Genomic DNA, 17105 nt, shown 5'->3' with positions numbered 1-17105 from the left:
TTGGTTGCTATTGGTTACACATGGTCCGTTAATAACCGGGATTCTGTTGCAGATACCCCTTGTCTACCTCTTTCTGGGGGAAGGGATGCAGATACATGGCTTTCGACCATGCCCGTTTGTCGTGCAGTGCCAGGTAGTAAGAGTCGTAGCCGGTTTTAGAGGCGTTTTGTACGTAGCGCAGGGTGTGGAGCTGCTGTCCGAACTTTTCGTCCGCGATTTTCCATCGGCGGCAGTCGAAGAAACGCTGCCCTTCGGCGAAGAGCTCCACGGCCCGTTCCCGGCGTACCTGGGCCCGGAAAGAGAGGTCGTCCTTGCTTTCCTCTTCGTTCAAATCGCGCAGACCGCCGCGGTTGCGAATCACATTCAGGGCCTCGACCGCCGTGTACCGGGCACCTTCCACCCTGCCGTCCGGTCCGTAGTATTCGTTCACGGCTTCGGCATAGTTGAGGTAGAATTCGGCCAGGCGGAACACGATCCAATCCTGCATCTTTGTGGAACTGCTGTAATTGTAGTGGAATTTGACCATCGGGCAGGCTCCGTACATATCGGAGGTTCCCATGTTGTCGTCGATCGAATTGAACGGCCATTTGGCGTAGTTTCCGGTTGCCGAGAAGTTGGGTGCGGCTTGTCCGACCGGCCAGCAGCACTGCGTGAAGCGGGGCTCCATCTCATTGACTTTCGCCGTGTATTCGGAGAACGGATGACGTTCTTCAAGCGTGGCGGGCCATGTCTGATCGGAGCCGTCCGCCTTGCGGAAGTTGTAGATGATGCTCTGCATGACGGAAAGGCCGCGGCTGGTGAATTTCCAGTAGATGCCGTCCGCAAAACCGTTGTTGCTGCTGTTGTAACCTTTGTTGGCCAGGATGATCTCTTTGTTGTCTTTCACGGACGTGGCGTAGCCGTAGGCGTTGTGCTTGGCGTCGGTCTCCCCGCCTTCGATATCCTCGGGCATGATGAGCGATACTCCGCCTTTCGTGGACGCCCATACCAGTACGTCGTTGGCGGCTTTGGCGGCTTCCAGCCAGCGGTCTTTCCGGTATTCGCCGAGACATACGTATTCGGGATGGTCGTAAGAGAGCACCATGTCCGCCGCGCTGCTGTTGAAGAACGGGCTCGCTGCGAAGAGCAGCACCCTCGATTTGATAGCCAGGGCGACTCCCTTGGTGATCCGGCCCTGTTTGTCGGAGGAGTAAGCATCGGGAAGGATCTCCTTGGCTTCGTCGCAGAGAGACAGGATAAAGTCGATCACATCTTCCACGCTGCTCCGGGAAATGGCCATTTCACTGGGAGCTACGCCGGTGCTGAACGATTCGCGGACAATCGGCACGCCTCCGTAACGCACGAGCATCTCCTGATAGGCCAGTGCGATCAGAGTTTTGGCCTCGGCCTTCATCTGCGCTTTTTCGGCATTGTCGATTTCGGATTCAGGAACCTTGTCGAGGTTTTCAATGAATATATAGGCGGCGCGGATTCCTTTCCAGCGGAATCCGAATCCGTCTTCCTGGTTTTTGGCACTGCTCGTCGGGTCGAAGCCGGACGTGTTGACATACCAGCCCCAGCTGGCTCCGCGGACGTTGCAGCCCTCGTCGGTGATGCTGGCCAGGGTCGAACGGGCGAACTCCGTGCTGAATTGGGTGGCGGCGGGATTTCCGTTGGTAAACGGGAATCCGCGGGGAATCAGGGTATGGTAGGCCTGATACAGGTAACTTTCCGCATAAAGTCTTTTGGAAAAGATCGTATCAATCGTGATTTCGGAACTGGTCGGTTTTTCCAGGATGTCGAGGCACGATGTCGTCGTGAACAAACTCGATAGAAACAGTGCCGCCACAACGAATAGGTGGATTTTTCTTTTCATGGGTTTCTGGTTACGGAGTTAGAAAACAAGTTTGACACCTACATTATAGACTTTCTGCATCGGGTAGAAACTTCCGATGCCGGAGGGCGCTTCCGGGTCGAAATTATCCATGCCTGTGATTGTGAACAGGTTGGTGCCGCTGACATAGAGCCGGATGGAGGAGATGCCCGAGTTTTTGAGCGTTTTCGATTTCAGCGTGTAGGCGATTTCCAGGTTGCGCAGGCGCAGGTAGGAAGCGTCGTAGAGCCAGAACGTAGAGAGCGGATTCTGGTCGAGGAACGAGGGAGACGAAATGTTGTCGGACAGAATGCGCGGATAGGTGATCTTCTCTCCGGCGAGATACCGCTCTTCGGTCCAGCGGCCCATGTGCCATTTCTGGGCGCTCCGGGTGTAATACAGCGGGCAGACGGCGCTCTGTTTCAGGTAGAGCGAGACGTTTGCGGCTCCTTGTAACAAGGCGCTGACTTCGAACCCTTTCCATTGGAATCCGAGGTTCACGCCGAACGTGATTTCGGGATAGGAGCCGTACCCGATTGTTACACGGTCGTTCGTATCGACGATGCCGTCGCCGTTGATGTCGATGAAATTCAGCTCGCCTTTGGCCCACCGGTCGCCGCCCCAGCCGTGTGCGGGCTGGTTTTCGAGGTCGGCATCCGTGTTGATGAACCCTTCGTTGATGTAGCCTTTGTACTGGCCCACGGAGTAACCCGTTTGCGCCAGATAGGGATAGGCTTGCTTGGCTTCGTCCATGTAGACGATCTTGTTTTTGGCATAGGAGAATACGCCGGAAATCCAATACTCGAAGTTCCGGACTTTGGAATTCCAGCCCAGTTCGAGTTCGAAACCTTTGTTGTCCACCCGGCCCAGGTTCGCGGCCGAAAGAGTCGTACCCACGATCGAGGGGACGGTTCCGTAATCCCAGAGGATGTTGTCGCGTTTTTCCCAGAAATAGTCTCCCGTGAAACTCAACTGGTTGTCGAACATTTTCAGGTCGAGTCCGATATTGGCTTTCTTGGCCCTTTCCCAGGTCACGTCGGAGTTGCCGACGCTTCCCTCGGCGGAGGCGGGATAGTACTGCGAATTCTGCCCGAATGTTCCGAAGTTGTAGCCGTTCGAACCGTATACGAATGTCGGAGGCAGGTAGAGATAGCGGTCGCCGCCGATTTGGTCGTTTCCGACTTCTCCGTATGACCCGCGGATTTTGGCGTAGGTCAGAAATTTGTTGCGGGGTATGAATTTCTCTTCGGTCAGAATCCAGCCCAGGGAGAATGCGGGGAAGAAGCCGAATCGTTTGCCTTCGGCGAAGTTTTCCGAACCGTTATAGCCGGCGTTGAATTCGGCCAGATAGCGGTTGTCGAAATTGTAGGTGATGCGTCCTACGAATCCCAGCAGGCCTTTGGGCAGGTCGTATTGGAACGAGGGATTGTCTTGTACCCGCTGGTTGTAGAGGGCCAGGGCGGTGACGCTGTGGCGGCCGAACTGGCCGGCATAACTGATGCCGCCTTCCAGGTATACATTACGGTAACGGGTGCTGTAAGACTCCTTGGCGCCGAAGGCCGTTTCGTCGGAAGCCTTGACGAGGCGGTATCCGTCTTCGTAGTCGTTGTCCACCACGACCGTGTATTGCGGAATGCTTCCCGTCGTGTATGCTACCCGGTGGGTGCCGTAGTCGTCGTAGGCGACTTTGCCCCGTACCGACAGCCCTTTGACGAGGAATCCGAGGTCGTAGTTCAGGTCTGCGCTCAGGTTGTAGGTACTGGTGTTGTATTCCTGATACCCCTGTTCGAGGATGTCGAAAATCGGATTGGATACTCTGCGCTCGTAGTTTTCGAGCGGATCGTCGCCCGAATAACCCGTAACGAGCTTGCCGTTGATCAGACCCGGACCTCCACCCGGGACCGTGCGCAACAGATAGTCGAAAATATTGGAAGTGGATGCGTTCGGGTAGTTGCCGTCCGTGAAGATGGTACCGAGCCGGAGTCCGAGCGTCATGCCCTTCATCACGTCGATGTCCAGATTGGCGCGCAGGTTGAATCTGCGGTAATCCGGATTGACGGAGAAGTCCACGCCGTCGATGTCGTACTCCTTGTAAATGCCTTCTTGATGGAGCATTCCGAAGGAGACGAAATATTTGGTCCGGTCGCTTCCGCCGCTTACGTTGACGTTATACTGTTGCTGAGGGGCCGATTTGCGGAGCAGTTTGTCCACCCAGTCTACGTCCGGATAGAGTACCGGGTTCGTGTGGTTCTTCCAGGCATCGAGCGCTTCCTGCGGGAACGGCGCCTTGGTGCTGTTTTCGTGTGCGAGCCCTTCGTTGTAAAGGGTCGCCCATTCGTAAGCGTTGACCAGTTCGGGCATCATGGTATAGGACTGCCATCCGAAATTGGATGTCAGCGTGACCTGGGCGCGTCCGGGCTGGCCTGTCTTGGTCGTGACGAGAATGACTCCGTTCGCTCCCCGGACTCCATATACCGCGGTGGCGGAAGCGTCTTTCAGGATATTGATGGTTTCGATCTCGTTCGGGTCGATTACGTCCAGGGAGGTGCGTTCGATGCCGTCGATCAGGATAAGCGGGGCGGATTCGCTGCCTTCGTTCAGCGTTCCGATGCCGCGGATTTTGAATGTGGCTCCGTCCTTGCCTGGCTCTCCTCCGCGCTGTACGGCGGTCAGACCGGCCATCTTGCCTGCCAGCGCGTTAGTGACGTTGGCTGTCGGCGAACGCAGGATCTCTTTGGAGCCGATGCTGTTGATGGCACCGGTTACGGTCTCTTTTCGCTGGACACCGAAGCCGACCACGACCACGTCTTCGATTGAAAGCAGGTTCTCTTTCAGCCAGACGGTCACTTCGGCCTGGCTGCCTACCGGTATCTCCTGGGGAAGGTATCCGATCAGACTGATTTGCAGGGTATCTCGTGAGGAGGCTTCAATCGAGAATTTTCCTTGCCCGTCGGCGATCGTTCCCCGGTTCGTACCTTTTACCACGATGGTCGCTCCTACGGCGGGCGCTTGTTTGTCGTCGAGGACAGTGCCTTTGACCGCGTCCTGGCGGTTTTGCTGGGCCGCTGCGGTAACGAACATCCCGATCAGGAATATGCCTGACAGGATGCGTCGCAGGATATTCCTCCTCCATGTACAGAGTAGTGTTTTGTTCATAGGTTAATGGGTTAAGGTTGTTAGGGAATATTATTCATGTATAGGGGCCGAATGTATTGCAGGTCCGGAGGTCTGCACTCCGGGTTCTCTCCGGAAGCGAAAATGGGATCATCATCGGCGTTGTTCGTGCCGATATGCTTTTGGAGGGAGTGTGGATACGGATTCGATCGAGAGATGGGACTTGTCCTTCATTGGGATGATGTCTGGTGCGGTCCGTCCGAACAGGAGGAGTTTTCCGCATACATCTCTGAGGCTCCGAGGAAAGAATTCGGCCGCGTTTCGCAACAACCCATCCTTATCTCTTCGAGGGATTCGCGGATACCGCCGCGGCGGCCGTCGATGATCGGACGGATACCGATTTTAGGATGGTTTGTCATAGGTCGGATGGTTTTTCGGTTCTTATTCGTAAATTTTCGGATGAGGGAGAGTCACGAAATCTTCGTCCTCGATCATCTTGTAGGTCAGTTTCAGGATCAGGTCGTTGCGGATCTCTTTCAGCGCCGGATCGTCGATCAGGTTGTGCTGTTCGCAGGGGTCGTTCCGCAGGTCGTAGAGCTCGAACATCGGGCGTGTCGGCGAGAAATAGAGGCGGCTCGAAAGCGTATCGAGCTCTCCGCTCTTGTGCATGCGTTTCAGTTCGGCGAACATCTCCGTGCCGGAGAAATCGACGGGCACCCACGGCAGACCGGGCAGCAGGTTGTAGATGAGTTTGTACCGTTCGCCGACGATGCAGCGCATCTGGTCGAAGACCGAGGTTTTGCCCGGCAGCGAATTGGTCGCATGGCAGCTCCGTACGGAGTAGACCCACCTTTCGGCCGGAGTTTCGCCCTGCGTCAGGAGGGGCAGGAGGTCCGTACCCTCCATCTCTTCGGGAACCGGCAGCCCGGCGGCCGCTAGACAGGTCGAGGCGATGTCCACGTTGGAAACCACGGCGTCCGTCACGGCCGGAGCGATGCGCCCGGGCCAGCGGACCAGGAACGGCACCCGGATTCCGTTTTCATAGAGCGTGCCTTTGGCCATGAACTGCGCTCCGCCGTTGTCGCCCATGAAGATGACGATCGTGTCGTCGCTCAGGCCGTGTTCGTCGAGGTAGCGCAGCACCTCCCCGAAATCGGAGTCCATCCGGTGTATCTCGTCGTAATAGGCCGCCAGGTATTCGCGGACCAGCTGCGTGTCGGGATAGAACGGCGGGAGGGTCAGCGACCGGGGGTCGTGCACCTTCGGGGCGTCGTAAGGCGTGTGGGGATCGGAATAGCAGAGTTGCAGGAAGAAGGGCTTGTCCTTGTCGCGGCGCTCCATGAAGGTCCGGAACTGGGCGTTGATCTTCCCGTGGTTCTTGCCCCTGCTGGCGTCGGCGACGACCATGCAGGTGTCGAGCCGGTCGGGGAAGGTCTTGTAGCCGTGCTCCGCATAGTAGAGTTCGACCTCCTTGATCTTTCCGACCCGGCCGCTGACGGCTCCGTCGAGGTGGTAGCCGCGCCCGGCGACGCCCGTGTAGTAGCCGTTCTCGCGCAGGTATTCGGGAAAGGCGCGGAAGCGGCGGGCGAGCGTCACGTTGAAGCGCGTCATGTTCACCGCCACGGGCGAACGCCCCGTCATGATCGAGGCGCGCGAAGGCACGCTCTGCGGCGAGGTGGCGTAGGCGCGGTTGAAGCGCACGCCCTCGGCGGCGAAACGGTCGAGATTCGGCGTCCGGATGTCGGCGTTGCCGTAACAGCCGACGGCGAAGGCGCTCTGGTCGTCGCTCAGCACCAGCAGGATGTTGGGCTGTTTCTGGGCTGCGACGGCGGCGCTGCCGCCCAGGACGCCGCCGCAGAGCAGCAGACCGGTTTTCAGTCGGGTTTTCATGCGTTTTCGGCTTTGCGGTTCGTGAGCTTCGTAAGCAGGAAACCCGTCAGGAAGATGACCGTCGTTCCGAAGACGATCGTCAGGTAGGTGTGCAGCGGGCTGTGGAACCGGTAGAAGGGCGAACCTTCGTTGATGAGCGGCGAGAGGCTCATCCAGGCGATGGTCAGCAGTCCGAGGATCACGGCGACGACCGCATGGGCCCGGCGCACGGTTTTGCAGACGACGCCCAGCAGGAACAGTCCCAGCATGCCGCCGCTGAAGATTGACGCCAGCTTCCACCAGGCGTCCAGCACGCCGTCGATGCGCATCATCAGCAGTCCCATGACGATGCCCAGTGCCCCCACGACGAACGACGTGGCGTAGAGCACCCGCATGCTCTTCTTTTCGGAGAGCTCCTTTTTCGAGAGCCGCTTGGCGAAGTCCGTCAGCACGATCGTCGCCGAGGAGTTGATGCTCGTGGCGATGGTGGACATGCCGGCCGAGAAGAGCGAGGCGATCACGAGTCCGGTGAGTCCCGTGGGGAGCCCGTGGACGATGAACCACGGGAATACCTGGTCCGAGGGCGTGCCGGCGGGCAGCAGTTCGGGACGCGCCGTGTAGTAGGAGAAAAGCGCCGTGCCGATGTAGACGAAGACCAGCGACACGGGGATGTAGAGCAGTCCGCCGAAAAGGGTCGATTTCACGGCTTCGGCCGTCGAGCGGGTCGTCATGTAGCGCTGCACGTAGTTCTGGTCGATGCCGTAGTTCTGCATGTTGACGAACAGTCCGTAGATGAGCACCACCCAGAAGGTCGGTTCCGTAAGGCTCGCGCCGAAACTGCCGAGGCTGAACTTGCCGTGGGCCGAGGCGATTTCGAAGAGCTGCCCGGGGCCTTCGGGCATCGTGAAGGTGAGGATCGCGGCGCAGGCGATGGCCCCGACGATGAGGATGATGCCCTGGATGGCGTCGGTCCAGACCACGGCGGCGATGCCGCCCAGCAGGGTGTAGATCAGCGTGGCGATGCCCGTGCAGACGATGATGGTCTGGATGTCCCAGCCGAACATCGTGTTCAGCGGCAGGGCCAGCAGCAGCAGGATCGAGCCCACGCGGGCGAGCTGCGTCAGCAGGTAGCAGACCGCCACGTAACAGCGGGCCCAGTAGCCGAAGCGCATTTCGAGGTAGTGGTAGGCCGAGACGCTGTCGATTCCGCGGTAGAGCGGGATGAAGACCTTGGCCGCGAGCCACGTGGCGATGGGGATCGAGAGGCTGAATACGAAGGGGTTCCAGTTGCCTTTGTAGGCGTCGCCGGGGAGTCCGAGGAAGCTGATGCTGCTGACGAACGTGGCGAAGATCGACATGCCCACGACCCAGGTGGGCAGCGATCCTTCGGCGGCGGTGAATGCCGCGGCGCCCTTGCGGCTGCGGAAGTAGAACGAGCAGCCGAAGAGGGCGACGCCGCCCACGAAGATGAAGAAGACGAGGTAATCGAGTAAGGTTATCTCCATTTTTTGTCGGGTTAGGTAGTTCGGTCGTGTGTCATTCGCCGCAGGCGGTTCCCAGCGCTTCGAGGGCCTTGCGGATGCGGGCGCGCTCCTCGGTGCGGAAACGGCGGTAGGGGTAGGACATGTAGTCGTCGCAGATGCCCATCAGCGAGAGCGAGCACTTCACGCCTTTGAGGTAGCTGGAGCCGTATTTCCCGACGGTGTAGAGCGACGTGCTGATCTGCATGATCTTCCGTTGCAGCGCGCGCATCGTGTTCACGTCGCGGTTGCAGGCGGCGTAGTACATCTGCACGTAGAGTTCGGGGAAGATGTTGGCGCCGCCGTTCACGCCGCCGTCGGCCCCCATCACGACGCTTTCGCCCGTCAGCTCTTCGGGACCCACGTAGAGGGCGAAATCCTCGCGGTCGCCCAGGTGGTAGAGCAGCGTCTGGAAATAGGTCATGTTGGCCGAACTGTCCTTCAGCCCGACGATGTTCGGGTGTTCGGCCAGCGTCTTGACGGTCGCGGGTTCGAGGAACACCTTCACATGCGACGGCATGTTGTAGAGGAAGAGCGGCAGCGGCAGGGCGTCGGCCAGCGCCGTGTAGTATTCGATCAGCTCCTGCTGCGAGGGCGCGAAGTAGTAGGGAGCGGCGGCCACGACCGCCACGGCGCCGCATTTCGCGGCATGGGCGGCCAGTTTGACGCTCTCGTCGAGCGACGTGTCGGTGACGCCCACCAGCACGGGAACGCGCCCGGCGACCTGACGGCAGACCAGTTCGACGAAATCGTAGCGGCATTCGTACGAGAGGCTCTGGGCCTCGCCGGTGGTGCCGAGGAGGAAAAGGGCGTGGACGCCGCCGGCGAGGATGTGCTCCGTGAGCCGTACGGTGCCTTCGCGGTCGATCTGGTCGTCACCCTTCAAGGGGGTGATCATCGGGGGAATGATCCCTTTGATAGTCTTCATTTTTTTATGTTTTAGGTTTCAGTCAGTTGTTCGTTCTGTGCCGTTCGATCCACCGGATGACGGCCGGATAGGTTTCGTCGCCGTACTTGTAGCGTTCGCGCATCCAGAAGCCGTGGCCTCCTTCGGGATAGATGTGCATTTCGGCCTTCACTCCGCGGCGGTTGAGAGCCCGGTAGAAGGCGATGGAGTTGTCCGGGACCACCGCTTTGTCGTCGTTGCACAGCAGAAGCATCACCTCGGGCATCCCTTCGTGCACTTGTCCGAAGGTGGAGTGACGTTTGCGCAATGCCTCCTCTTCGCTGCGGGCCCCGAGGAGGTTCTCCCGGGTCCGGACGCTGGAATAGTTCATCGAGACGACCGGGTAGACCAGGACGGCGAAATCGGGGCGCGTCTCTTCGCTCGTGTATTCCGTGATGAGCGTCGAGGCGAAATGGCCTCCCGCCGAGAAGCCGATAATTCCCACATTGTGAGGATCGACACCCCATTGTGCGGCGCTGCGGCGGATGACGCGCATCGCCTGCTCGCCGTCTTCGAGCGGAATCCCGGGATGGCCGTTCGGCATCCGGTATTTGAGGATCATCGCGGCGATGCCGTGTTCGTTGAGCCATTCGGCGGTCTTGTAGCCCTCGTGCGTGATGCAGACTTTCTCGTAGCTTCCGCCCGGCACGACCAGCATGGCCTGCCCCGTGGCGCGCGCCGGATCGGGAAGATAGACCAACAATTCGGGGTCGCTGACGCCGACGTAATATCCCTTGTCGTTCACGCTTTCGGGCTGCTCTTCCAGACCGCTCTTCGTCGGGGTTCCCTCCGGGAAGAGTTTGACGTGCAGCGGCTCGGCGGCCTGCGATACGGCGACGGCCAGCAATAGGGCGCAGAGTGTCGTGAGGCAAGTTTTCATCGCGTCTGTTTCTGTTGGTTCGCCATCCGGTAGAAGTGGCCGTCCTCGGCCCCCAGCAGGAGTTCCGGCGTGCCGTCGCCCCGCCAGTCGATGGGGGTCGGACAGGTCGTGTGGCCGGCCAGTATGCGTTCGCCGACGTTGCCCATGTATTCGTACCACACCTCGCCCCGCTCCTCGCGTACGTTGCGGAACCAGCAGGCGTTCTGGCTGTCCACGATCAGGTCCAACCGTCCGTCGCCGTCCCAGTCCGTGAAGCAGATCTTGCGGCGCCCGGATTGTCCGCCGATGCCGTCGTTCAGCCGCAGAAGCCCTTCCGACGCATCCGCTACCCCGCTTCTGGAGTTGTAGAGCGAGCAGTTCGTGCCGTGGAAGATGCGGCGTCCGGGACGGAGCAGCAGTTCGCCGTCGGGCGTGCGGAAACGTTCGTAATAGGCGAGGTAACCCTCCTGGTCGAGGACGATGAGGTCCGTCAGCCCGTCGCCGTTCCAGTCCATCGCCACGGGCGTCGTGCGCCATTGCGTGACGAGCGTGCCGGGCTCGGGCGTCCACCAGTTCCAGGCGGGTTTGGGGGCCTCGCCCTCCCAGGCCACGCGCACGGGCTGCGCCGGGGCGAGTCTTAGCCCGTCTTTGCCGCCGAGGTTGCGGAACCATTCGATCTTGCCCCAGATCGAGTTGACGATGATGTCGGGAAGCCCGTCGCCGTCCCAGTCGGCCACGGAGAGCACCGTATAGCCCCATTTGCGTTCGGCGGGACCCTGTATCGAACCGTTCTCCCCGGCCTGGATGCGGATGGGCCTGCCGTTGACGGTGAAGAGGCGCGGAGCGTCCCACACGGGGTTTTCGCCGCCCGAAAGGTTGCGGATGAAAGCGATTTCGCCGGCCGAGTTCCCGGCAATGATGTCCTGTTTTCCGTCGCCGTCCCAGTCGAAGGCGCAGGGGGTCGAGAGGGCCCCGAATTTGACCGGATCGGCCTGCTGGGTGAAGTAGAGGGGCGATTCGAACTGCGGCATGCCTTTTTTGACCTTCCCCGTGTGGCGCACCCAGGCCACGCGGCCGTCCTCGTCGCCGACGATGAGGTCGGGATGCCCGTCGCCGTCGAAATCCGACACCACCGGGACGATCATCTCCAGATGGAGGCGGATCTCCCCGTGTTTGTTCGCAAGCGGCCGTCCCGCGGCGAAGCGGGGCTCCGTGCGGGTGCCGACGTTCTCGAACCAGGTGAGTCCATCGACGAACTCGCCGCAGATCAGGTCCGGATCGCCGTCGCCGTCGAAATCGGCGATACACGGATTGGGCGCCCCGTAAACGTCGATCGGGGCGCCTGCGGCCTCCACCTTGCCGCGGTTGACATATCCCCTGCCGGTGTTTTCCAGCAGGTAGACGTAGCCGTGCAGCGGACCCCGGGTCCAGCGTCCGAGACTGTCGAAAGCGTTGTCCCAGCCGTAGTCGTCCCACGTGTCGATGCCCACGACGATGTCCTTGTCGCCGTCGCCGTCCCAGTCGGCGTAGCTCCACATATTGCTCCGCGACTTGTTGTAGGTGGCCCCGAGTTCCTCGCCTTCGTAGTGCAGGCGGCGTTTTTTGGCATAGGGGGCCTTGAAGAAGTCGGGGTATTCGAAATTCTTCGAAAGGACGTAGGGTTTGCCGTCCGCCTCCGAGAGACGGATGTTGTTCATCCCCTTCTCGCTGATGCGCTCGGCGGCGGCGAAACGGGGATGGCGCGGCGTACCGATGTTCTTGAAGAAATAGAGTCCTTTGTAGGGGCGGTCGGGGCACGACACCAGCAGGTCTTTCACGCCGTCGCCGTCGTAGTCCACGGGCAGCGGAATGCCCCACAGCCCGACCCCCAGATCGACCGTGAGGCCCGGATTGTTATAGCGCAGGATGTCCGGGTCGGATTGGGCCGGGGTGTTTCCCCCCCCCTTGGGATTGGCTGTATGCGCCGTTCGGGCCGGTGCCGATGTCGTGACGAAGAGTGCGGCGGCCAGCGCTGCGGTGCGGATGGCGAGGACGCTCGTTTTGTAAAGATGGGTTGCCGGGTTCATGGTTTTATGTCGGTTTCTTGTAAATCGTTTTAGCCTCGGGGCAAATGTTTTTAACTTTTCACTGTCGCCTCTTCCGCGCTCCGCAGCGCCTCTTCGGGGGCGCTCTCGACGATTTCGGGCGTCAGCACGATGCGTGTGCAGCTTCCGGGTTTGTCGCGCTGTTCGATGCTCTTGATCAGCAGGTCGAGGGCCTCGGTTCCGAACCGTTCGATGGGCTGGCGGACGTAGGCGATGGCGGTTTTGTAGATGTCGAAGGCTTCGTTGGTGTCGAAGCAGGCGATGGCGAAATCCTGGGGCACGCGCCAGCCGTTGCGGAAGATGGCGCTCAGGCCCTGGCCTGCCAACGTGTTGGTGGCGAAGAGGAAAGCCTCAACGCGGCGCTGCCGGGCCTCGCGGATGATCTCCTCGATTTTGGCGAACTTGTCGTGGCGCAGGTGGTGTATGACGGCGTTTTCGCCCATTTCGTGTGCCTGCATGCAGCGGCGGTAGCCCTCTTCGCGCTCGCGGATGTTCGAGAGCCCCATCGAGTAGGAGATCATCTCGATGCGGGTGAATCCGCGCCGGATCAGCGCCTCGGTCGTTTCGTACCCGGCGCGGCGGTTGTTCAGCACGACGCTGCTGACTTCCAGATCGGGCACCTCGCGGTCGAGCAGCACGAGCGGGATGTTCTGGCGGGCGATGTCGCGGATGATCTCGTCCGCACCTTCGCACGGAACCACGATCAGGCCGTCGATGCCCTTGTTGCGGAAGACCTCGACCAGATTCTCCAGCTTCTGCGGATTCTCGTCGGTGCTGCCGAACAGCACGGTGTACTTATGTTTATATGCGTGGTTCTCGATGCACCGGGCGATGTCGGCGAAGAACTTGTTCGAGATGTCCGAAACGATGACGCCGATGGTGTTCGTCTTGCCGCTGCGCAGGGTGCGGGCGGCGTTGTTGGGCTGGTAATTGAGTTTTTGCGCGACCTCCAGAATGCGCTGGGCCGTTTCCTTGTTCACGCGGTAGGTCTCCTTGCCGTCGGCCTTGTTGTTCATCACGAACGAGACCAGGGCGATCGAAACTCCCGCCTCCGTGGCTATATCTTTTATGGTGACTCGCTTCGTGCGCATATTTTTTGCGATTTTTTGCAATATCTGGGATTTTCTGTTACATTTGCAAAAGTAATTAAAACGTTTTAATAAACAAATTTTTTCGCAATTTTTTTGATTTTATCCCTTTCGGAATATGAAAACTTACGGTGAAGAGCGCGCATTCCTGGAGAGTTGCGGGGTTCGGGTCGTGGAGTTGTCCGACGAATCGGGCCGGGCGCGGGTCTGTCTGGTTCCGGCGTGGCAGGGACGGGTGATGACCTCGACGGCGGCCGGAACCGGGGGACCCGGCTACGGCTGGATAAACCGCTCGCTGATCGCTTCGGGGGTCCGGAAATCCCGGTTCAACCCTTTCGGCGGCGAAGAACGTCTCTGGCTCGGGCCCGAGGGCGGCCCCTTCTCGCTCTACTTCGCGCCCGGCGCCGAGCAGGTCTATGCCAACTGGCAGGTTCCGGCGGCGCTGGACACCGAGCCTTTCCGGGTGGTCGGGCGCGATGCCCGGCAAGTGCGCTTCGAAGCCGAGATGTCGCTTCGCAACGCCGCCGGAACCCGTTTTGAGATCGGGGTGGCGCGTCGCGTCGAACTCCTCTCGCACCGGCAGGCGGAGGTGTCGTTGGGGCGTGTCCTGCCGCCGGAACTCGCATTGGTGGCCTACCGCAGCGAGAACCGGATCGGGAACTGCGGTCCGGAGCCCTGGACACCCGCGGGCGGCGCTCCGTCGGTCTGGATGCTCGGGATGTTCATGCCGTCGCCGACGACCGTCGTTTTCCTCCCCTGCGACGGCGAAGAGGTGCGTGCGGCCGTCAACAGCGATTATTTCGGAGAGCTTCCGGACGACCGGCTCTCCGTCTCCGGAGGGCTCGTATGCCTGCGGATCGACGGCGCTTTCCGGTCGAAGATCGGGCTGCCTGCGGGCCGCGATACGGGGCTTTGCGGCAGTTATGACGCGGCGGCGCATCACGTGACGCTGGTTCGCTACCGCCGTTCCGCGCCGGGCGACCGCTATGTGGAGAGCCGCTGGGGCGCGCAGGCCGATCCGTTCGGCGGGGATGTCGTCAACGCCTACAACGACGGGCCGACCGAGACCGGCGAGGTGATGGGCCCGTTCTATGAAATCGAAACCTCCTCGCCGGCGGCCTTCCTGCGGCCCGGCGAGACGCTGTGCCACACGCAGGAGGTCTTCCACCTGCAAGGGGACGAAGCCCTGCTCGAAGAACTTCTCCGCGGGCTGATACCCGGAGGGCTGCGGGCTGTGAAAGAAGCGTTCAACCATTAATCGAAATAACTATGCAACCTCGAACCAACTATCTTCTGGGCGTCGATTTCGGGAGCGATTCCGTGCGGTGCCTCGTCGTCGATGCCGCCGACGGGTCGGAACTCGCTTCGGCGGTGGTGGCCTATCCCCGGTGGGCCGAACGGCTCTACTGCGATCCCGCGCACAACTGCTACCGCCAGCATCCGCTCGATTATGTCGAATCTCTGGAAGCGTCTGTCCGTCAGGCGCTGGCGGCCTGCGGACGCGACGTTGCCGATGCCGTCTGCGGCATCTCCTTCGACACCACGGCGTCCACCCCGGTGCTGACCGATGCCAAGGGCACCCCGCTGGCTCTGCTGCCGGAGTTCGCCGAGGAGCCCGATGCGATGTTCGTGCTCTGGAAAGACCATACGGCCCTCGCCGAAGCGGATGAGATAAACGATTTAGCAAGAAAATGGGAGATCGACTATACCCGTTACAGCGGCGGCACCTACTCCTGCGAATGGGTGTGGGCCAAGATGCTCCACTGCCTGCGCCGTTCACCCGGATTGCGGGCTGCGGCCTATTCGTGGGTGGAGCACTGCGACTGGATCAGCGCCCTGCTGGTCGGGGACACGACCCCCGAGACCATCGCCCGCAGCCGCTGCGTGGCCGGACACAAGGCGATGTGGCACGCCTCGTGGGGCGGACTTCCTGCGTCGGAGTTTCTGGAGGCGGTCGATCCGCTGCTGGGCATCTTCCGCGGACATCTTTATTCCGACACCGTCACGGGCGATGCGTGCGTCGGCCGGCTGTGCGGCGAGTGGGCCGCCCGGCTGGGGCTGAAACCGGGCATCGCCGTCGGCGTGGGGGCCATCGACTGCCATGTCGGGGCTGTCGGGGCCGGGATCGTCCCTGGAACGCTGGTCAAGGTGATGGGAACCTCGACGTGCGACATTGTGGTCGGCACTTACGACGAGGTCGGCGACCGGACCGTGCGCGGCATCTGCGGTCAGGTCGATGGTTCGGTGCTGCCCGGGTATATCGGTTTCGAGGCCGGGCAGGCCGCCTTCGGCGACTTGTACGCTTGGTTCCGGCGGGTGATGGCGTGGCCGCTGCGGCAGATTGCCGGAAGCGATCCGCAGCTCGAAGAGCGGATTCTCGGGGAGCTGACGGCCGAGGCCGAACGGCTGCCCCTGACACCCGACGATCCCGTGGCGCTCGACTGGCACAACGGCCGCCGGACGCCCGATGCCGACCCCCGGGTGCGGGGTGCGCTGGACGGACTGACCCTTGCGACATCGGCGCCGGCGATCTACAAGGCGCTGGTCGAAGCGACGGTCTTCGGGTCCCGGGCCATCGACGAGCGGATGCTCGAAGAGGGGGTGCCCATCGACAACATCCTCGCCATCGGCGGCATCGCCCGCAAATCGCCTTTCGTGATGCAGACGATGGCCGATGTCATCGGCGTTCCGATCCGGGTGGTGGCCAGCGATCAGGCTTGCGCCCTGGGTGCGGCGATGTTCGCGGCGGTCGCCGCCGGGCTCTACGGATCGGTGCAGGAGGCCCAGCGGGCGATGTGTCCCGGTTTCTCGGACGAATACCTGCCCGATATGGAGCGTCACGCGGTTTACGACCGCCTCTACGACCGTTATCTGAAACTCGGAGGCCGCCGCTGAGCGGGCGTTCCGGAGGGCCGGGTGCACGGGCCGCGGGTAGAGCCGACGAATCGTTCGGTTTTGCCTGCGGCCTGTGTGCTGTCTTGGGTCGGCTGCCCCCCCCCAATAAATTTGGCATTGTGCCCGGCTTGCGCTATCTTTGGCGTTGCCTTAGATAGGCTGCGGTTCGGAAGTGTTCAAATAAATTTGGCACTCCGCTCACCTTGCACTATCTTTGGCCCTGCCTTAGACAGGCTGCGCCTCGGCAAAATGCAAGTAAACTTGCTTTTGCGCTCGGCTTGCACTATCTTTGACTTTTGTCTTAGATAGGCTGCGGTTCGGAAGTGCTCAAATAAATTTGGCACTCCGCTCACCTTGCACTATCTTTGCCCTATGACAGTGATCAGATTGACCAAGGAATTTTCATTCGAGGCAGCGCATGCCCTCGACGGATACGACGGGCCGTGCCGCGAAATCCACGGGCACTCCTACCGGTTGTTCGTGACGGTGAAAGGCACCCCGGCCGAAGACGAGGCCGATCCCAAATGCGGGATGGTGATGGATTTCGGGGTGCTGAAGCGGATCGTGAACGAAGAGATCGTCTCGCGGTTCGATCATGCGCTGGTGCTGCGCGGTTCGGCGTCGGGCGCGGAGCTGCGCCGGGTGCTCGCCGAGCGGTTCGGCAACATCCTGACGGTGGATTACCAGCCCACGTGCGAGAACATGCTCGCCGATTTCGCCCGCCGCATCGCCGCCCGGCTTCCCGAAGGCGTTGCGCTCCATTCGTTGAAGCTCCACGAAACCGCAACCTCGTTCGCCGAGTGGTTTGCCGGCGACAACGAGTGACACCCTGTTTTTCCGCCCCCCCCCGCGAATACAAGCGACGCAACTTAAATACA

Annotated in this window: 11 protein-coding genes and 1 pseudogene; 3 read left to right on the top strand and 9 right to left on the bottom strand. The window is 60.9% G+C overall.

The annotated features are described in order from the left end of the window. Window positions 1–28: 28 nt before the first annotated feature. From NQ519_RS06815 to NQ519_RS06775, 9 genes and pseudogenes are all read right to left on the bottom strand, one after another. Window positions 29–1855, bottom strand: coding sequence for a RagB/SusD family nutrient uptake outer membrane protein (locus NQ519_RS06815; protein WP_083871157.1), 1827 nt, complete (start codon window positions 1853–1855; stop codon window positions 29–31). 18 nt (window positions 1856–1873) lie between these two features. Further along, complete coding sequence (locus NQ519_RS06810; RefSeq protein WP_083871159.1) at window positions 1874–5008, bottom strand: SusC/RagA family TonB-linked outer membrane protein; 3135 nt, start codon at window positions 5006–5008, stop codon at window positions 1874–1876. A gap of 286 nt (window positions 5009–5294) precedes the next feature. Then, a pseudogene (locus NQ519_RS16250) lies at window positions 5295–5385 on the bottom strand (hypothetical protein); the annotation flags it as partial. 22 nt (window positions 5386–5407) lie between these two features. After that, window positions 5408–6856, bottom strand: a complete 1449-nt coding sequence (locus NQ519_RS06800) for a sulfatase family protein (protein WP_019151922.1) — start codon at window positions 6854–6856, stop codon at window positions 5408–5410. Continuing rightward, window positions 6853–8340, bottom strand: a complete 1488-nt coding sequence (locus NQ519_RS06795) for a sodium:solute symporter family protein (protein WP_019151923.1) — start codon at window positions 8338–8340, stop codon at window positions 6853–6855. Before NQ519_RS06795 ends, NQ519_RS06800 begins: the two co-directional genes overlap by 4 nt. 31 nt (window positions 8341–8371) lie before the next feature. Next, window positions 8372–9283 (bottom strand): dihydrodipicolinate synthase family protein, encoded by a 912-nt coding sequence (locus tag NQ519_RS06790; RefSeq protein WP_019151924.1) that lies wholly within the window; start codon window positions 9281–9283, stop codon window positions 8372–8374. 22 nt (window positions 9284–9305) lie between these two features. Further along, the gene (locus NQ519_RS06785) at window positions 9306–10181 is read right to left on the bottom strand and encodes an alpha/beta hydrolase (RefSeq protein WP_026076761.1); all 876 of its coding nucleotides are present in this window, start codon (window positions 10179–10181) and stop codon (window positions 9306–9308) included. Beyond that, window positions 10178–12226, bottom strand: coding sequence for an FG-GAP repeat domain-containing protein (locus NQ519_RS06780; protein WP_019151926.1), 2049 nt, complete (start codon window positions 12224–12226; stop codon window positions 10178–10180). Before NQ519_RS06780 ends, NQ519_RS06785 begins: the two co-directional genes overlap by 4 nt. A gap of 50 nt (window positions 12227–12276) precedes the next feature. Continuing rightward, window positions 12277–13335 (bottom strand): LacI family DNA-binding transcriptional regulator, encoded by a 1059-nt coding sequence (locus tag NQ519_RS06775; protein WP_227900992.1) that lies wholly within the window; start codon window positions 13333–13335, stop codon window positions 12277–12279. 115 nt (window positions 13336–13450) lie between these two features. Here NQ519_RS06775 and NQ519_RS06770 point away from each other — a divergent pair, with 115 nt between their 5' ends. From NQ519_RS06770 to NQ519_RS06760, 3 genes are all read left to right on the top strand, one after another. Next, window positions 13451–14590: a DUF6786 family protein gene (locus tag NQ519_RS06770; RefSeq protein ID WP_019151928.1), complete on the top strand. Its 1140-nt coding sequence runs from the start codon at window positions 13451–13453 to the stop codon at window positions 14588–14590. A gap of 11 nt (window positions 14591–14601) precedes the next feature. Continuing rightward, window positions 14602–16227, top strand: a complete 1626-nt coding sequence (locus tag NQ519_RS06765) for a ribulokinase (protein ID WP_019151929.1) — start codon at window positions 14602–14604, stop codon at window positions 16225–16227. A 372-nt stretch (window positions 16228–16599) separates the two neighbouring features. Beyond that, window positions 16600–17052 carry a 6-pyruvoyl trahydropterin synthase family protein gene (locus tag NQ519_RS06760; protein ID WP_022061551.1) on the top strand — a complete coding sequence of 151 codons (453 nt, stop codon included), beginning with the start codon at window positions 16600–16602 and terminating at the stop codon, window positions 17050–17052. Window positions 17053–17105: the final 53 nt, after the last annotated feature.

Source organism: Alistipes senegalensis JC50 (assembly GCF_025145645.1).
In the GTDB taxonomy this organism is placed as follows: domain Bacteria; phylum Bacteroidota; class Bacteroidia; order Bacteroidales; family Rikenellaceae; genus Alistipes; species Alistipes senegalensis.
Note: the sequence above shows the minus strand (reverse complement) of the source record. Positions and strands in the feature narration are given on the sequence as shown.

Excerpts from the sequence above, each read along its gene's own strand:
- NQ519_RS06815 (WP_083871157.1), bottom strand. The coding sequence starts at position 1,855 with ATGAAAAGAAAAATCCACCTATTCGTTGTGGCGGCACTGTTTCTATCG.
- NQ519_RS06810 (WP_083871159.1), bottom strand. The coding sequence starts at position 5,008 with ATGAACAAAACACTACTCTGTACATGGAGGAGGAATATCCTGCGACGC.
- NQ519_RS06800 (WP_019151922.1), bottom strand. The coding sequence starts at position 6,856 with ATGAAAACCCGACTGAAAACCGGTCTGCTGCTCTGCGGCGGCGTCCTG.
- NQ519_RS06795 (WP_019151923.1), bottom strand. The coding sequence starts at position 8,340 with ATGGAGATAACCTTACTCGATTACCTCGTCTTCTTCATCTTCGTGGGC.
- NQ519_RS06790 (WP_019151924.1), bottom strand. The coding sequence starts at position 9,283 with ATGAAGACTATCAAAGGGATCATTCCCCCGATGATCACCCCCTTGAAG.
- NQ519_RS06785 (WP_026076761.1), bottom strand. The coding sequence starts at position 10,181 with ATGAAAACTTGCCTCACGACACTCTGCGCCCTATTGCTGGCCGTCGCC.
- NQ519_RS06780 (WP_019151926.1), bottom strand. The coding sequence starts at position 12,226 with ATGAACCCGGCAACCCATCTTTACAAAACGAGCGTCCTCGCCATCCGC.
- NQ519_RS06775 (WP_227900992.1), bottom strand. The coding sequence starts at position 13,335 with ATGCGCACGAAGCGAGTCACCATAAAAGATATAGCCACGGAGGCGGGA.
- NQ519_RS06770 (WP_019151928.1), top strand. The coding sequence starts at position 13,451 with ATGAAAACTTACGGTGAAGAGCGCGCATTCCTGGAGAGTTGCGGGGTT.
- NQ519_RS06765 (WP_019151929.1), top strand. The coding sequence starts at position 14,602 with ATGCAACCTCGAACCAACTATCTTCTGGGCGTCGATTTCGGGAGCGAT.
- NQ519_RS06760 (WP_022061551.1), top strand. The coding sequence starts at position 16,600 with ATGACAGTGATCAGATTGACCAAGGAATTTTCATTCGAGGCAGCGCAT.